21 protein-coding genes are annotated in these 15182 nt (G+C 68.5%); 7 read left to right on the forward strand and 14 right to left on the reverse strand.

The window, feature by feature from the left end; all coding sequences use genetic code 11:
- Positions 1–163: 163 nt before the first annotated feature.
- Positions 164–577, forward strand: coding sequence for a DUF5319 domain-containing protein (locus G6N26_RS13100; RefSeq protein WP_007773416.1), 414 nt, complete (start codon positions 164–166; stop codon positions 575–577).
- Here G6N26_RS13100 and G6N26_RS13105 read toward each other — a convergent pair.
- The 3 genes from G6N26_RS13105 to G6N26_RS13115 all read right to left on the reverse strand — a co-directional run bounded on the left by G6N26_RS13105 (position 571) and on the right by G6N26_RS13115 (position 2704).
- Complete coding sequence (locus G6N26_RS13105; protein ID WP_179960207.1) at positions 571–1218, reverse strand: anti-sigma-D factor RsdA; 648 nt, start codon at positions 1216–1218, stop codon at positions 571–573. The genes G6N26_RS13100 and G6N26_RS13105 overlap by 7 nt on opposite strands.
- Positions 1205–1783, reverse strand: a complete 579-nt coding sequence (locus G6N26_RS13110; RefSeq protein ID WP_083019877.1) for a sigma-70 family RNA polymerase sigma factor — start codon at positions 1781–1783, stop codon at positions 1205–1207. The genes G6N26_RS13105 and G6N26_RS13110 overlap by 14 nt, the downstream gene beginning before the upstream one ends.
- Before the next feature lie 90 nt (positions 1784–1873).
- Positions 1874–2704: a hypothetical protein gene (locus G6N26_RS13115; protein WP_139799213.1), complete on the reverse strand. Its 831-nt coding sequence runs from the start codon at positions 2702–2704 to the stop codon at positions 1874–1876.
- Between the two features lie 362 nt (positions 2705–3066).
- Between G6N26_RS13115 and G6N26_RS13120 the strand changes: the two genes are divergently transcribed.
- Positions 3067–3369 carry a WhiB family transcriptional regulator gene (locus G6N26_RS13120; protein WP_067176059.1) on the forward strand — a complete coding sequence of 101 codons (303 nt, stop codon included), beginning with the start codon at positions 3067–3069 and terminating at the stop codon, positions 3367–3369.
- A 24-nt stretch (positions 3370–3393) separates the two neighbouring features.
- On the opposite strand, the gene G6N26_RS25800 is transcribed toward G6N26_RS13120, so the two are convergent.
- Entirely contained in the window at positions 3394–3564 is a 171-nt protein-coding gene (locus G6N26_RS25800; protein WP_165605112.1) for a hypothetical protein, read from the reverse strand.
- Positions 3565–3572: 8 nt separating this feature from the next.
- A complete protein-coding gene (locus G6N26_RS13125; protein ID WP_067176062.1) occupies positions 3573–4070 on the reverse strand; it encodes a GreA/GreB family elongation factor in 498 nt (165 codons plus the stop codon).
- 367 nt (positions 4071–4437) lie between these two features.
- Between G6N26_RS13125 and G6N26_RS13130 the strand changes: the two genes are divergently transcribed.
- The 3 genes from G6N26_RS13130 to G6N26_RS13140 all read left to right on the forward strand — a co-directional run bounded on the left by G6N26_RS13130 (position 4438) and on the right by G6N26_RS13140 (position 6585).
- The gene (locus G6N26_RS13130) at positions 4438–5310 is read left to right on the forward strand and encodes a Rieske (2Fe-2S) protein (RefSeq protein ID WP_372509327.1); all 873 of its coding nucleotides are present in this window, start codon (positions 4438–4440) and stop codon (positions 5308–5310) included.
- Positions 5307–5786, forward strand: coding sequence for a hemerythrin domain-containing protein (locus tag G6N26_RS13135; RefSeq protein ID WP_083019873.1), 480 nt, complete (start codon positions 5307–5309; stop codon positions 5784–5786). Before G6N26_RS13130 ends, G6N26_RS13135 begins: the two co-directional genes overlap by 4 nt.
- 70 nt (positions 5787–5856) lie before the next feature.
- Positions 5857–6585, forward strand: coding sequence for a superoxide dismutase family protein (locus G6N26_RS13140; RefSeq protein ID WP_083019871.1), 729 nt, complete (start codon positions 5857–5859; stop codon positions 6583–6585).
- Between the two features lie 27 nt (positions 6586–6612).
- On the opposite strand, the gene G6N26_RS13145 is transcribed toward G6N26_RS13140, so the two are convergent.
- A complete protein-coding gene (locus G6N26_RS13145; protein WP_067176075.1) occupies positions 6613–7092 on the reverse strand; it encodes a MarR family winged helix-turn-helix transcriptional regulator in 480 nt (159 codons plus the stop codon).
- Complete coding sequence (locus G6N26_RS13150; RefSeq protein WP_083019869.1) at positions 7089–7835, reverse strand: nitroreductase; 747 nt, start codon at positions 7833–7835, stop codon at positions 7089–7091. Before G6N26_RS13150 ends, G6N26_RS13145 begins: the two co-directional genes overlap by 4 nt.
- Before the next feature lie 170 nt (positions 7836–8005).
- Between G6N26_RS13150 and G6N26_RS13155 the strand changes: the two genes are divergently transcribed.
- Together G6N26_RS13155 and G6N26_RS13160 are read left to right on the forward strand one after the other, a co-directional pair.
- On the forward strand, positions 8006–8419 hold the full coding sequence (locus G6N26_RS13155) for a hydrogenase (RefSeq protein ID WP_083019867.1): 414 nt from the start codon (positions 8006–8008) through the stop codon (positions 8417–8419).
- 59 nt (positions 8420–8478) lie between these two features.
- Positions 8479–9129, forward strand: coding sequence for a DUF1345 domain-containing protein (locus G6N26_RS13160; RefSeq protein WP_067176080.1), 651 nt, complete (start codon positions 8479–8481; stop codon positions 9127–9129).
- 100 nt (positions 9130–9229) lie between these two features.
- Here G6N26_RS13160 and groL read toward each other — a convergent pair whose 3' ends face one another.
- The 7 genes from groL to G6N26_RS13195 form a co-directional block, all read right to left on the reverse strand.
- On the reverse strand, positions 9230–10852 hold the full coding sequence (groL, locus tag G6N26_RS13165; protein ID WP_083019865.1) for a chaperonin GroEL: 1623 nt from the start codon (positions 10850–10852) through the stop codon (positions 9230–9232).
- A gap of 135 nt (positions 10853–10987) precedes the next feature.
- The gene (gene groES / locus G6N26_RS13170; protein WP_007167930.1) at positions 10988–11290 is read right to left on the reverse strand and encodes a co-chaperone GroES; all 303 of its coding nucleotides are present in this window, start codon (positions 11288–11290) and stop codon (positions 10988–10990) included.
- A gap of 239 nt (positions 11291–11529) precedes the next feature.
- Positions 11530–12555 carry a tRNA (adenosine(37)-N6)-threonylcarbamoyltransferase complex transferase subunit TsaD gene (tsaD, locus tag G6N26_RS13175; RefSeq protein ID WP_083019864.1) on the reverse strand — a complete coding sequence of 342 codons (1026 nt, stop codon included), beginning with the start codon at positions 12553–12555 and terminating at the stop codon, positions 11530–11532.
- Positions 12552–13016, reverse strand: a complete 465-nt coding sequence (rimI, locus tag G6N26_RS13180; protein ID WP_083019862.1) for a ribosomal protein S18-alanine N-acetyltransferase — start codon at positions 13014–13016, stop codon at positions 12552–12554. Before rimI ends, tsaD begins: the two co-directional genes overlap by 4 nt.
- A complete protein-coding gene (gene tsaB, locus G6N26_RS13185) occupies positions 13013–13639 on the reverse strand; it encodes a tRNA (adenosine(37)-N6)-threonylcarbamoyltransferase complex dimerization subunit type 1 TsaB (protein WP_083019900.1) in 627 nt (208 codons plus the stop codon). The genes rimI and tsaB overlap by 4 nt, the downstream gene beginning before the upstream one ends.
- Entirely contained in the window at positions 13636–14130 is a 495-nt protein-coding gene (tsaE, locus tag G6N26_RS13190) for a tRNA (adenosine(37)-N6)-threonylcarbamoyltransferase complex ATPase subunit type 1 TsaE (protein ID WP_083019860.1), read from the reverse strand. The genes tsaB and tsaE overlap by 4 nt, the downstream gene beginning before the upstream one ends.
- A complete protein-coding gene (locus G6N26_RS13195) occupies positions 14117–15172 on the reverse strand; it encodes an alpha/beta fold hydrolase (RefSeq protein ID WP_179960369.1) in 1056 nt (351 codons plus the stop codon). The genes tsaE and G6N26_RS13195 overlap by 14 nt, the downstream gene beginning before the upstream one ends.
- Positions 15173–15182: the final 10 nt, after the last annotated feature.

Below are 15182 nucleotides of genomic sequence, written 5' to 3' on the forward strand. Positions count from 1 at the left end.
CTCCATACGATGCGGCGTGAGGCGGCGTGAGAAAGCCCATCTTATCGGCTCGCCTCTCACTGGACTTCGCTTGCTCGGGGCGCGCCGCGCATGTCGAACGGAACGGGAACGGCGGGTGGCTCCCTGCTGGCGTTATCCCGACCCGGCTGCGTAGGCTAGGGGCGTGCGCGACCACCTCCCACCGGGTTTGCCGCCCGATCCTTTCGCCGACGACCCCTGCGATCCGTCGGCGGCGCTGGAAGCCGTCGAGCCAGGCCAGCCCCTAGATCAGCAAGAGCGGATGGCCGTCGAGGCCGACCTCGCGGATCTGGCGGTGTACGAGGCGTTGCTGGCGCACAAAGGTATTCGCGGACTCGTGGTCTGCTGCGACGAGTGTCAGCAGGATCACTATCACGACTGGGACATGCTGCGGGCCAACCTGCTGCAGCTGTTGATCGACGGCACCGTGCGCCCGCACGAGCCCGCCTACGACCCCGAGCCGGACGCCTACGTCACGTGGGATTACTGCCGGGGCTACGCCGACGCCTCGCTCAACGAAGCGACGTCAGACGCCGACGGCTTCCACCGCCGTCACTGATTCCCCCCGCTCGAGGGCTGACCCGGTAACGGGGCGGCCGCCTTCGGCGCGGCCGACGAAGCCGGCAGCGTGGCGTCCGGGTTGCGCGATTCGACCTTGGCGTTCAACAGCTTCAGCTGATTCATCAGGTCCTGCTTGACGGCCGGGTCGTCGATCGACTGCACCAAACTGCTCACGTCAATCAGCTGACGTCGGGCCAGGTCCCACTCGCCGCGGTCGATCGATTCCTGCACCTTGGCCAAATCGGCCTTGGCAGCCAGCATTTCCTGCTTCTCGTTGACCCGCGGCTGGTCGAAGAACATCGCGTGCAGCCCGTGCAGGGGCGTGCCCGGACGGGCCTCGACCACCATGGCGCCGAAGCCACTGAGCGCTATCAGCGCCGCGGCGACCGAGGCGATGGCGGTCAGGCCGCGACGGCCCGTCCGGCGCTCGGCCAGCCCGGTGCGCAACGCGTTGACGGCCTCTTCGGGTGTCACCAGCGCGCTGGCCGGGGGCCACCGCAGGTTGTCGCGCCAGTCCTCGAGCATGGTGGTCAGCACGTCGACATCGGGGTCCTCGACGCTCACCGGCCGGCGCTGGGCCAGCGCATCGAGGAGTAGATCGGTGCGGGCGAATTCGTTCAGTGATTCAGGCACAGTCACCTGCCGCAATCATCTCGGACTTCAACCGCGACAACGCGCGGTGCTGGGCAACGCGGACCGCCCCCGTGGTGCTGCCGACCGCGGCCGCGGTCTCCTCGGCGGACAGGCCGACGACGACGCGCAGGATCAGGATCTCGCGCTGCTTGGCGGGCAGGATTTCGAGCAGTTCGCTCATCCGGCTCACCGAATCGGCTTCGATGGCAAGCTGTTCGGGCCCCGCGTCGGGCGACCATCGTTCGGGAACCGACTCGGTGGGATAGGCCAGATCACGGCCGGCGGCCCGATGGGCGTCGGCGACCTTGTGGGCCGCGATGCCATACAGGAAGGCCAGAAAGGGACGTCCGCGATCCCGATAGCGGGGCAGCGCCGTGATCGTCGCCAAGCACACCTCCTGCGCCACGTCATCCGCTGACAGGCCACCCCGGTCGACCGTGCCGACGCGCGCCCGGCAATAGCGCACGACGATCGGGCGGATGGTCTCCAGCACCTCCCTCAGTGCGCCGTGGTCTCCGGTGGCGGCCTTGGCGACCACAGCATCGAGACGTTCCCCTGCTGGAATTGTCATCGACGGTGATATCCCTAACGTTACGAACCGGACACATCGCGGGCCAACTGGGCTAACTAACGAAATGACAATAACGGGCGGGGGGCCGATTCAAGCGGAACGCCACGTTCCACCGGCGTGCCGCACCTGGCCTGCGCAGATATCGCGGATTTCGCGCAGTTGCTGTGCCGAAAAAGTGACACTTTCGATATCGATCAGCAAGCACGCCAACGCCCAGCGCAGCGGGAGCAGACCCAATTGGCCGGTGGTTTGCAGCGCGGCGTCCGCGACCGTGCGGGCGCGCTCGATGTTTCCCGCGCTGCACAGCGCGGCGGCCTGCACCACCTCGCTTTTGACTCGGTGCCGCGCCGACGGGATGGCCATGGCCGCGGCCAGCTCCACCGCCTCGGTGGCGTGGCCGACGGCGGCCCCGCCGTCACCGCGGGCCATCGCGAGCTCGGCGGCCACCCATCGGCGACGCACCGGAAGCCGATCGGGCACCGTCGGTGCGGCGTCCGGGGATGCCAGCAGCGGGTCGGCGCGCGCCAGCAGCGTCGCCGCGGCCGCGAAGCGCCCCACCCCCAGCGCGTCGGCCGCCAGCCCGATCAGGGCGTCGGCGCCCGCCTCGGGGTCGGCGCCGGCCAGCGCCAGGGCGCGCCCGTCCCAGCCGCGGGCCACGGTGTGCCAACCGAGCTGGCGCAGGAACGATCCCTGAGTGCTGTGGGCCAGCGAGGCCACCGGTCCGGCCGGGGCGCCGCGCCGCAGCGCCGCGAGGTCGCGCAGGGCGGCGCCGTAGCGCCCCTGCCCCCCGGCGGCGACGGCGCGCAGCCACAGCTGCGCGGGCGTCGTCGCCGACGGCAGCGGCCAGCTGCCGGGCCGGTCTCCGAACGCGGCGTCGGCCAGCTGCCGCCCAATCAAGGAAGTGTGACGAGTTTCAATCACAATGATGTAGTAAACAGTTTGTGGTCTTCCTGTTACCGAACAGTTAATCACTGTAGCCCATGGATAAATTCGCTCCGCGGCTCCGGTCGGCGCTGAGCTGGGAAATCTCCTTTCGGCCAACTGCCTGGTAGCGCGGCGTCAGTGTCGCAATTCCATTCGAGATGAACGCGAAGTTAATTCTGCCCCAAGGGACACATACTTTGCCGGGCTAAGTGGCTATTGACGGAAATTCACCGTCGCCCCTAACGTCTACGCAAGACGGGTAGTCATCGGGGACTCCACTCCACTTAATTTAAGTTGCACACCATCGCTTTCGCGATCCTGACCTCACTCGGCGGGGCGTGCAGAGAGGGAACGAACCAATGCCACAGCCAGAGCAGCTACCCGGACCCAACGCCGACATCTGGAATTGGCAACTGCAGGGCTTGTGCCGCGGCGTTGACTCAGCGGTGTTTTTCCACCCCGACGGCGAGCGCGGCCGCGCCCGCTTGCAACGCGAGCAGCGCGCCAAGGAAATGTGCCGGCAGTGCCCGGTGATCCAGGAATGCCGTTCGCATGCCCTCGAAGTCGGTGAGCCCTACGGGATTTGGGGCGGCCTGTCGGAGTCCGAACGCGACCTCCTCCTCAAGGGTGACATCGGCCGCGGCATCCGGCGCAGCGCCTGACAGCGCGATCCTGTTCGGCGCGGCCTAGTATTCCGATCGCCGGTGCGGCCTGGGGAGGTATTCCGCGCCGCCCTCGCCCTCCCAGCGGTGGATCTGTTTGTCCGGAACGTGCGACGAATCCCCCTGCATCAACACCGCTTTCACCTTGTCGGCGACTTCGCGTCGTTTCGGGATGCCGCGTCGGGTTACCTTCATCACCATAGTCACCGCAAGACCACCTGTGGCCCACGGCTTTTCGCCGCATGCATTCCGTACGGCAGGGCCTTCAGCAGCGTCACGCAGCGCCCCGTCCCATCCGGGATGGCGTAGAAGCGTTGATCGCCAGGACGGGCGCCGGCAATCGCCCGGCCCAGCGGGGACGCCATCGAGTAGGCGTTGAGGCCGGCGTCCTCGGGGCAGGGCCTGCCGAGCAGAAACGTCTCGGTTTCGCCCGTGTCGTCGTAGCGGATGGTCAGCACCATGCCCGCCTCGGCGGCGGGATCGAAGGCGGCCCCCTCGCCGACGACGACCGCGTTGGACAGCAGACCCTCGATCTGGCAGATGCGCGCGCGTCGCACGGACTGATGCGCACGGCGTTTCGGGTTGTAGTCCATCAGGTCGTCGGGAACCTCGACGCCGCGGCGCGAACGCAGCCCGGCCAATTCGTCGTGCAGTCGGGTGTAGTCCTGCGGCGTCATCCGGATGCGCTGAATCGTGGTCATGGCGCGTGACGTCCTTTCGTATCGGAGGGGGTTGCCGCCAGGGGCGGGCGGGCCGGTGCACCGCCCCTGACGACTCGGGTCGCCCTGGGGGGCGAAGTCTTCGTCCGTTGCTGATTCCATGGTCGCGTGGCCGGGCGGGTCGCCGCTTGCCCGAACCGGACAACCCCGCGCGGGTTCGTTGTCGCGCTCCGACAATGCCTTTTCGGGTGTCGTTTCGGCACTGCTCGCTCAGCAGCGGTCGAATGAACGATTCACGTCCGCAGTCCGTGAACCAGACATGGACGCGGCAAGCCACCGCGGTCTAAAGCCGACGCGGCGTCGAGACGCGTTGCGCCACGCCGGACCTCGCATCGGGAGGGGACGCATCGTGGCACATGGGCGCACAACGCTGGGGCGCCAAGCCTGGCTGGATCGGCCGAGCTACCGGCTTGAGCACGCTCTGACCTTCGTGTTCGCCGCAGCGGGTGCCCACCGGGATCGGATCAGCAATTTCTTGCACGGCACGTGGCTCGGGCATCCCCTGCATCCGGCTCTGACATCGGTTCCGCTGGGAGCGCTGACGACGACGGTCGCGATGGATGCGGCCAGCGTGTTGCCGCGCCGCGCCGCACAGTTCCACGACGCGTCGAGGTTTGCGCTGGGTGTCGGGCTCGCCGGCAGCGTCGGCGCGGCCGCCACGGGACTGACCGACTGGCAGCACACCCACGAACAATCGCGTCGGATCGGTCTCGTGCACGGTGTCCTCAACGCCATCGCGACGGGCCTGTACGCGGCGTCCTGGTGGGACCGTCGGAGCGGGCGGCATCGGCGCGGGATGGCGTCCAGTGCGCTGGGCTATGGCCTCACCCTCTGCGCCGGCCACCTCGGCGGCACGTTGGTGTTCGCATCCGGCACCGGGATTGACCGCTCCGGCGCCCGGCTGAGTGGGGACCAATGGACGCCGGTGTTGTCGGCCGCCGCGTTGGACGGCCAGCCACAGCGAGTCGAGGTGGCCGGAGTCGGCGTGGTGCTTTATCGCAACGAAGGGCGGGTCCTGGCCGTCGGCGAGCGCTGCCCCCATCTGGGCGCGCCGATGACCGACGGCTGGATCGACCGCGATCGAATCGTTTGCCCTTGGCACGGTTCCAGGTTCGCGTGCGAATCGGGAGAAGTGTTGCGCGGACCGGCAACAGCGTCGCTACCCCGTTATCCGGTGCGGATCCGCGACGGGCTCGTCGAGGTGCGCGGAGTCGGGCAATGAATGCCTACGACGTCCTGTTCGAGCACCACCGAGTTTTACACGGACTCTGTGAGAAGATCACCGCGATACCGCCCGAGGCCGACGAGCGCCAAGCCGCCCTCGATGAGCTGTTGGTCGAGCTGGACATCCACATGCGCATCGAAGACGACCTGTTCTATCCGGCGGTAGCGGCGGCGAGCACACTTGTCGCCATCGCCCACGCGGAGCACCGCCAAGTGTGGGATCAGCTGGCGGTGCTGCTGCGGACGGCGCCGAGCGCACCGGGCTACGAAGACGAATGGCGCTCATTTGTCAGGGTCCTCGAGGCCCACGCCAGCGAGGAGGAACGCGACTTGTGTCCCGCCCCAATAGATTTGAATGAGGACTTACTCGACAGCCTGGGGAATCGAATGGTGGAGCGCATCGCCCGGCTACGGCAGTCGACGCTCAACAGGCTGCGCGTCCGCGGGCGCGCGGCCCTGCTCAGTTCGCTGTGAGGCGCGAGGATCCCGGCGCTGCGGCGGGTCATGCTCGTTTTGAAATCAGCGAATTGGGTAGGCACCGCCCATGAACAAGGGCGCATCCCTCGCGGTCGCGGCGCTCGCCGCGACCATCGCACCGCTGGCCGCCTGCGCGAACCAGCAGAGCAGCCAACCCAATACGTCACCGCTGACCAGTCCGGCGCCGGGCACGGAAAGGCTGACGACCCAGCTGAAGACCTCCGACGGGAGTCCGGTCGCCAACGCGACCTTCGAGTTCGCGAACGGCTACGCGACGGTGACCGTGGAGGCCGGGCCCAACCAGGTGCTGAGCCCCGGGTTCCACGGGCTGCAGATCCATTCGGTCGGCAAGTGCGAGGGCGACTTCGACTCCGCGGGAAGCGTCTACCAGGCCGCCGACCACACCGGCTATCCCGCCAGCGGCGACCTGACCGCACTGCAGGTGCGCTCCGACGGCTCGGCGAAGCTGGTCACCACCAGCAATTCGTTCACCGCCGCCGACCTGAGAAACAGCTCCGGCAGCTCGTTGATCCTGCACCAGAGCGCCGACAATTTGGGCGCCGGGCCCACCGCCGAGCCGAGCAAGCGCATCGCCTGCGGTGTGATCGCCGCGGCGTCGGCGACGACGACCTCGTCGACTACCAGCGTGACAACGAGCACCACGACCGTCGCCGTGCCACCGCCGTCGACGAGCACCAGCACCAGCACGATCACGGTCACCAGCACCCCGGCCGTCACGTCCACGCCGACGACGACCGTAACGACCCCGCCCAGCCTGCCGCCGGGGAGCCGCTGACGCGTTAGGCCGGATACGTTCGATCGCCTACTCGGCAGAAGAAGTGAATCGGGTGAGCAGATCCGTCAGTCGTTCGGCCTCCCCCGGACCCAAGACGGACACCAAATCCTGGGCCAACGGCTTGGCGGCCGCGTGAGCGGCATCGAACACCTCAAGCCCCTTGGCGGTGATCTCCACTGCCCGTACCCGCCGATCACCTGGAACGGGCTTACGGACGGCGAGCTTCTTACGTTCGAGGTCGTCGACGATCCGCATGATTCCCGCCTTGTCCGATCCCGTCGCATCGACCAGGTCCCGTTGCTCGGTGGGCCCGCGGTTGACGAGGACGATCAGCACGGCGAAATGCCTTAACTCGATGCCGAGCGGCCGGAGGGCCTCCGACATCACCGCGGCCGCGTGCCAGTGCGCCCGGCGCAGCAACAAACCGAGTGCGAAAGGCGACCGATCACCAGGTCGATCGGTGGCACGCGCGTCGGGCGCATGCCCGCGAGATACCTTGCGGCTCATGATGCTTGGGTTGTTTCGTTTCGATCCAGCGCCGACATTCGCGCGGCCGATGGGTCGGCCTTCCAGGGCTCGGGTGAATCGTCGTCCACGAAGGTGACCGTTTCATCGAGCGGTGCCCTGCCGGTACGGACGTAACTGACCGTCGGGTCCTCGTAGCCAATCGACATGCCACAGAAGAGTACTAACCGGTCCGGGGGGCTCACGATGTCTGCAACGGTCTCGCGAACCTCCGACCACGCCATCTGCGGACAGCTGTGTAGGCCCTCGGCGCGGAGTAGCAACATGACGGTTTGCAGATACATGCCGAGGTCCGCCCATTGGGCCGGGCCCATGTCGCGGTCGATGTAGCAGAACATGGCTGCGGGCGCACCGAAGCACTCCCAGTTGGCGATGGCCGCCCGATGGCGGGCTTCCCAGTCATCCCGCGCGATGCCCAGTGCGCTGTAGCGCTCCTTGCCGAACGTCGACCGCCGCTCGCGATACGGGGACTGCAGCGCCTGCGGGTACATTTCGTACTCCCGCTCATCCCACGGCGCGCCGGCGGCCACCCGTGCAACGGAGCGCTTTTTCAGCTCTGCCAACGGCGCACCGGTGAGCACGTAGATGTTCCACGGCTGAATGTTCGACGCCGAGGGCGACCGCGCTGCCGCGGACAGCACACGCTCTAGCACCCCTTTCGGAACCGGCCTGTTGGTGAACCCGCGCACCGCCCGTCGGCTTGTGACTGCCTCGTATACGTCCATGGCCTCCGCCTCTCATCCGATCATCTCGTATCATACAAAACTGTATCGTTCGATACTATTCCCTCGGCGACCGCCCTCGCGTTTGAGCCCGCGTGCACCCAGCAGCCGCTGACGCCCCAGACAGAAGAAAAAGCACCGCGCGCCCTGCACCGGGGAATTACTGTTCTGAGATGCAGACCGCGCTGTTCACCCTGGGCCTGGTCCTGTTCCTGCTCGGCCTGCTCACCGGGCTGGCCGTGCCCGCGCTGAAGAACGCGCGAATGGGGTTGTCGAGCCACCTCGAGGGGGTGCTCAACGGCATGTTCCTGGTGTTGCTCGGTTTGCTGTGGCCACACCTGCACCTGTCCCACGCGTGGGGAATCGCGGCGGTCGCGCTCGTCACGTATGCCGGCTACGCCAACTGGTTGACCGTGCTGCTCGCGGCGGCGTGGGGCGCCGGGCGCCGCTTCGCGCCCATCGCGGCGGGCGACCACCAGGCCTCGGCGGCGAAGGAAGGCTTTGTCAGCTTCGGGTTGGCGTCGCTGTCGGTGGCGATCGTGGTGGGCGTGGTCATCGTCATCGTCGGGGTCCTCGTCGGGCAATGACCGTGGCGCTACCGATTTCGTGCTACCCGATGGCATGTGCGGGTGCTTAGGTCGGGTTTGTGAGTTCCCTCGGTATTTTCTTTCGCGACACGGTCGCGGCTCGGATAGCGGTGGCGGCCGTACTCGGGATTGGCGTCGCTCTCGTAATCGGCAACACGGTCGGCTGGCGGTTCGCCCTGGCGGGCTGGGTCATCACCGCCGCTGTCTACGTGGTGTGGACGCGGCTCCTGCTCGGTGGAATGGACGCCGACCAAACCCGCGAGTATGCGACCAGGGAGGACCCCACCCGATGGGCCTCCGATGCGGTCATCGTGTCGGCAAGCGTCGCGAGCCTGGGCGGGGTCGGCTACGTGGTGGCCGCCGCGTCGCGGTCGGGCCCCGGCGCCCTCGAGGCCGCCGTCGTCGGCATCCTGACCGTCGCGGCATCCTGGTTCGCCGTGCATACGCTGTTCACCGTGCACTACGCGCGGCTCTATTACTCCGGTGAGCCGGGCGGAATCGACTTCCACGACCCGGAGCGACCGCGCTTCCGTGACTTCGCGTACGTGGCCTTCACCGTCGGCATGACCTATCAGGTGTCAGACACCGAGATCGGATTGACATCCATCAGGGCGACGGTGCTGCGCCACGCGCTGCTGTCCTACCTGCTCGGCGCGGTCGTCCTGGCGGTCACCATCAACCTGATCGCGGGATTGGGTTCTAAGTTCTGAAGCGGGCCGGGATGGGCTATACGACGCCGACCGTGGGGCCTATGCACGAAAAGCGTTGGGATTTCGTACCTTAGCCCCACGGTCGGGCATTAGAGGGAACTCAGTGGTGGTGATGACCGTGGCCGTGGCCGTGGTCATCGGATTCCTCGGCCGGCTTGTCGACGACCGCCGTCTCGGTGGTCAGCACCATCCGTGCCACCGACGCCGCGTTGAGCACCGCCGAGCGGGTGACCTTGACCGGGTCGATGACGCCGTCGGCGATCAAGTCACCGTAGGTGAGCTTGTCCGCGTTGAGCCCGTGCCCGTTGGGCAGCTCGGTCACCTTGTGCACCGCGACCGCGCCGTCGAGCCCGGCGTTGGTGGCGATCCAGTACAGCGGGGCCGCCAGCGCCTCGGAGAAGACGTCGACGCCGAGCGCCTGGTCGCCGGACAGCGAACCGCGCAGCTCCTGCAGCGCCGCGCGGGTCTGCAGCAGGGCCGAGCCGCCGCCCGCCACGATGCCTTCCTCGACGGCCGCCTTGGCGGCCGCGACGGCATCCTCGACGCTTTCCTTGCGCTCCTTGAGCGCGGTCTCGGTGGCGGCACCCACCTGGATCACCGCGACGCCGCCGGCGAGCTTGGCCAGCCGCTCCTGCAGCTTTTCGCGGTCCCAGTCGGAGTCGCTGGACTCGATCTCGGCGCGCAGCTGCTTGATGCGGTTGGCCACCGCGTCGTTGGCGCCGCCGCCGTCGACGATGACGGTGTCGTCCTTGCTGACCACCACGCGCCGGGCCGAGCCCAGCACGTCCGTGCCGACCTCGCGCAGCAGCAGGCCGGCGTCGGGGTTGATCACCTGGCCGCCCGTCACGACCGCCAGATCCTCGAGGAACGCCTTGCGGCGGTCGCCGAAGAACGGCGCTTTGACCGCGACGGCCTTGAGCGTCTTGCGGATGGAGTTCACGACCAGGGTTGCGAGCGGCTCGCCTTCGATGTCCTCGGCGATGATCAGCAGCGGCTTGCCCGATTCGGCGACCTTTTCCAGCATGGGCAGCAGGTCGGGCAGCGAGCTGATCTTGTCCTGGTGCAACAGGATCACCGGATCGTCCAGGACGGCCTGCTGGGCATCGAAGTCGGTCACGAAATACGCCGACAGGAAGCCCTTGTCGAAGCCGACGCCTTCGGTGAACTCGAGCTCGGTGCTCAGCGTGGAGGATTCCTCGACGCTGACCACGCCGTCGGTGCCGACCTTGGTCATCGCCTCGCCGACGAGCTCACCGAGGAGCTGGTCGCGCGACGACACGGTCGCCACCTGGGCGATCGCGTCCTTGCCGGAGACCGGGGTGGCCGACGCCAGCAGCGCCTCGGACACCGCGTCGGCGGCCTTGGAGATTCCCGCACCGAGTTCGATGGGGTTGGCGCCGGCCGCGACCAGGCGCAGGCCGCCCTTGACCAACGCCTGGGCCAGCACGGTGGCCGTGGTGGTGCCGTCGCCGGCGACGTCGTTGGTCTTGGTCGCCACCGACTTCACCAGCTGGGCGCCCAGGTTCTCGAACGGGTCTTCCAGGTCGATCTCACGCGCGACGGTGACACCGTCGTTGGTGACCGCCGGCCCGCCGAATGCCTTGGCCAGCACCACATGCCGGCCGCGGGGGCCCAGCGTCACCCGTACCGCGTCGGCGAGCGTGTTCACGCCCGCCTCGATGGCGCGGCGCGCCGTTTCGTCGTACTGAATAATCTTGCTCATCAGGCTCCTTGTTTGAATGGCGGCGACCCGCTTCGCCCGGCTTCGCCGCGCTTGCGATCGCCACTAGCCCCAAACGCATGCCGCCCCGGAAATCACCCGCGCGGACGCGGGGATCGCCGGGGCGGGACACGGTTCTTACTTGGAGACGACAGCCAGCACGTCGCGTGCCGACAGGATCAGGTACTCCTCGCCGTTGTACTTGATCTCGGTGCCGCCGTACTTGCTGTAGATGACGGTGTCGCCTTCCGAGACGTCCAGCGGGATGCGCTTCTCGCCGTCTTCGTCCCACCGGCCGGGGCCGACTGCGACGACGGTGCCTTCCTGCGGCTTCTCCTTGGCGGTGTCGGGAATGACCAGACCGGACGCGGTCGTGGTCTCGGCCTCGTTGGCCTGCACGAGAATCTTGTCCTCGAGTGGCTTGATGTTCACCTTCGCCACGATTGGAGCCCTCCAGTGTTTGGGTCGGGTCCGGGACGAGCCCGGACCGGAGTTGGTGGCCGGTCCGGGGCGCGCCCGGAACCTGCCGAATTATCAGGTGTTCGGCATTCGTCCATGCCCGAGCGCCGTCGTCGCGGGTGCCGACACAGGGCGTGGCCGATTGCCACCTAGCACTCTATACACGGGAGTGCTAGCACTCAAGGGCACCCTGCTGCTCCCCGCATGTTCGCCCTCAGCGATCAGCTGACCTGCGCCTTCATCACCGGTAGGCCCGGGTCGCTGGGGGCGTCCAGCGGGGATTGCGGCGCCCCGGCCGCCACCAGATGCGCGGCGAACGAGGCGATCATCGCCCCGTTGTCGGTGCACAGCCGCGGCCGGGGGATGCGCAGCGTCAGCCCGGCCGCCGCGCAGCGCTGCTCCGCCAGCTCCCGCAGCCGCGAATTCGCGGCCACTCCCCCCGCGATCAGCAGTGTCGAGACGCCGAGGTCCGTCGCGGCGCGCACGGCCTTGCGGGTCAGCACGTCGGCCACGGCCTCCTGGAAGCCGGCCGCGACATCGGCGTTCACCGCGTCGGGGTGGCTTTCCAGGTGCCGGGCCACCGCCGTCTTGAGGCCCGAGAAGCTGAACGCGTAGGGGTCGTCGCGCGGCCCGGTCATGCCGCGCGGGAAGGCGATCGCGTCGCGGTCACCGGTGCGGGCCAACTCGTCGAGCACCCTGCCGCCCGGGTAACCCAGCCCCAGCAGGCGCGCCACCTTGTCGTACGCCTCGCCGGCCGCGTCGTCGACGGTGCTGCCCAGCTCGACGATCGGCTCGCCGAGCGAACGCACGTGCAGCAGGTGGGTGTGGCCGCCCGAGACCAGCAGCGCCACGCATTCGGGCAGCGGCCCGTGCTCGTAGACGTCGGCGGCCAGGTGCCCCCCCAGATGGTTCACCGCGTAGAACGGCACCCCCCACGCGGCCGAATATGCTTTGGCCGCAGCGACTCCCACCAACAGGGCGCCGGCTAGCCCGGGCCCGATAGTGGCCGCGACGACGTCGGGCTTGTCCACCCCGGCGGTCGACAGCGCGCGCCGCATGGCGGGCCCCAGCGCCTCGAGGTGCGCGCGAGAGGCGATCTCGGGCACCACGCCGCCGAACCGCACGTGTTCGTCGACGCTGGAGGCCACCTCGTCGGCCAGCAGGGTGACGGTGCCGTTCGCGTCCAGCCGCGCGATGCCGACTCCCGTTTCGTCACAGGAGGTTTCGATGGCCAAGATCACGGTCATGAAAGCGCCTCCCGCCGCATGGTGTACGCGTCGGCGCCGCTGACGCGGTAGTAGCGCCGGCGCAGGCCGATCTGCTCGAACCCGACGCTGGTATACAGCCCGATGGCCGCCTCGTTGTCGGTGCGCACTTCCAGGTATACGACACCGCCGTCGGCGAATGTCAGCAGTTCGTCGAGCAACCGGCGACCGATGCCCTGCCCCTGATAGGCGGGGTCCACGCCGATGGTGTGGACCTCGTGCTCGTAGGGCGGTGTGCGGCCCAATCGCGAGATACCGGCGTAGCCGACGAGCGTTTCGCCGACGCGCGCACCCACGTAATGGTTGTGGGGACTGGCCAATTCGCGATTGAACGCCGCCGCCGGCCACGGGTCGTCACCGCCGAAGAGCTGCGCCTCCAGCGCGGCGCAGCGCTGCGCGTCGGCCGACGTCAACGCGCCGAGGGTCACGGGCTCGGCGATCATTGCCGCGCCGCCAGGGGTTTGGCGTCGGGCCGACGCAGGTACAGCGCCACCAGCGGTGCCGGATCAGCGGACCAATCCCTTACCGCGGCAACGAGTCCGGCCGGCGTGGGGTGCACGGGCTCGCACACCGGCAGGCCGAACATCGCGGCGTGTTCGGGTGAGCCGGCCACCGCCCGCACGCCGCCGGGGTCGACGGCGGCGGGGGCATCAACTCCCGGTCCGCCGGTCCGAATGCCGTCGCGGTAGCGGGCCCAGTAGACCTCGCGGCGGCGGGCGTCGGTGACCACGAGCGCGTCCCCGGTGGTTTGCACGCCGATGGCGTCCAGGCTGCACACGCCGTACACCGGGATGCCCAGCGCGTGCCCGTAGGCGGCGGCGGTGGCCATCCCGGCGCGCAGCCCGGTGAACGGCCCTGGGCCGCAGCCCACCACGACGGCGTCGAGGTCGGCCATCGTCAGGCCCGCATCCGCCAGGGCGGCAACCACATTCGGGGTGAGGCGTTCGGCGTGGGCGCGGGCGTCGACGGTGACCCGCTGCGCCAGCACGCACAGGTCCTCGCGCCGCACGACGCCGGCCGTCACCGCCGGGGTGGAGGTGTCGAGGGTCAGCACGAGGGTGCTCATGAAGCGGCCCCGCTGTCGGCCCACCGCCAGGTCGCGATCCGCACGTCGGACCCGCTGAGGCGCTCCAGCTTGATGTCGAGATGCCGTTCCGCGAGGCGCTCGACCAGGCCCTCACCCCATTCCACCACGACGACGGCGTCGTCGAGATCGCTGTCCAAGTCCAGCGAATCGAGTTCACCGAGCAGGCCGGCGCCCTGATTGTCGGTGTGATCGAGCAACCGGTACATGTCGACGTGAATCATCGTCGGGGCGCCTTCCCGGCGCGGCGCATGCACCCGCGCCAACACGTAGGACGGCGAGGTGACCGGGCCGTCGACGTCCATGGCCGCGGCGATTCCCTTGGCCAGCACGGTCTTTCCCGCACCCAGCGGACCCGAGAGCACCACCACGTCCCCCGCCCGCAGCTGCTCACCGAGCCGGGTTCCCAACGCGATCGTGTCCTCGACCCGCTCACACGTCGCGGTGCCCGCACCACCCTCAACGTGACCCACGGCGCCTCAGCCTTTCTCGAATCCGCCGCAGCCTCAGCGCCGCCTTGGTCGGAGTGGCGCGCCTGACCAGCCGCACCAGCCCACCGTTGATGGCTTCCGGTTTGTCCAGCAGCGCCAGGTGACTCGCCCCGACGACGATCACCAACTCGGACTGCGGGAGGCTGGCGGCCATCTTTCGCGCATATTCGTCCGGGGTGAGCAGGTCGTGGTCCCCGCAGGCGATCAGGGTGGGAATCCGCAGCAGTGTCCACAGGCCGGCGGTTTCGTCGTGCTTTTCCAACGCGTCCAGAAATCCCACCATGGTGGGGATGGGCGTGCTGTTCATCATCCGCTGGGAGAACGCGTCCAGGCTCCGACTGACCTGCAGATCGCTGTAGGAGGCGGCGCGCAGCACCGGGCCGATCAGCGAGCGCGATACGTTGCGGCCGCGATGCATCAGGTTCGGCGCGGACCGTGCGGCGACCCGAACCGCTTCCAGCGCAGGGTTTTTCAGGATCTCGCCCAGCGGTGATCTCGCGACCCCCTCGGCCGCCGAGGAAATCAGCGCGGCGCCCACGATTCGGCGCCCGTACTCTTCGGGGAACTGGCGGGCGTGCGACAGCACCGTCATGCCGCCCATCGAATGACCCACCAGCACGATCATTCCGCGCGGCACCACCACGTTGAGCACGGTTTGCAGGTCCCTGCCCAGCTGGGTCAGCGTGTAGGTCTCGGGCGCGGCCTCGCCGGATCGGCCGTGGCCGCGCTGGTCGTAGAAGACCATGCGCACGTCGGGACCCAACTGGTCGGGCAGCCGGGTCCGCTGGAAGTGAAAAGCCCCCATCTGCAGGCAGAATCCGTGCACGAACACCAGGGTCAACGGCGCGTCGGCGGGACCCGCGTCGCGGACCGCGAGCGGCACCCCGTCGGGCGTGGTCACCACCAGGCCGCGGTCGTCCTCGAGCCGGTTGAAATCCTCATGGGCGTACGGGTCTTCGGCCGTGGCGCGCTGGGTGATCGACCGGCGGGCCGAGGCTCCGATGATGGTGGCGATGGCCGTCAGCCCCGCACCC

Source organism: Mycobacterium marseillense (assembly GCF_010731675.1).
GTDB lineage: Bacteria > Actinomycetota > Actinomycetes > Mycobacteriales > Mycobacteriaceae > Mycobacterium > Mycobacterium marseillense.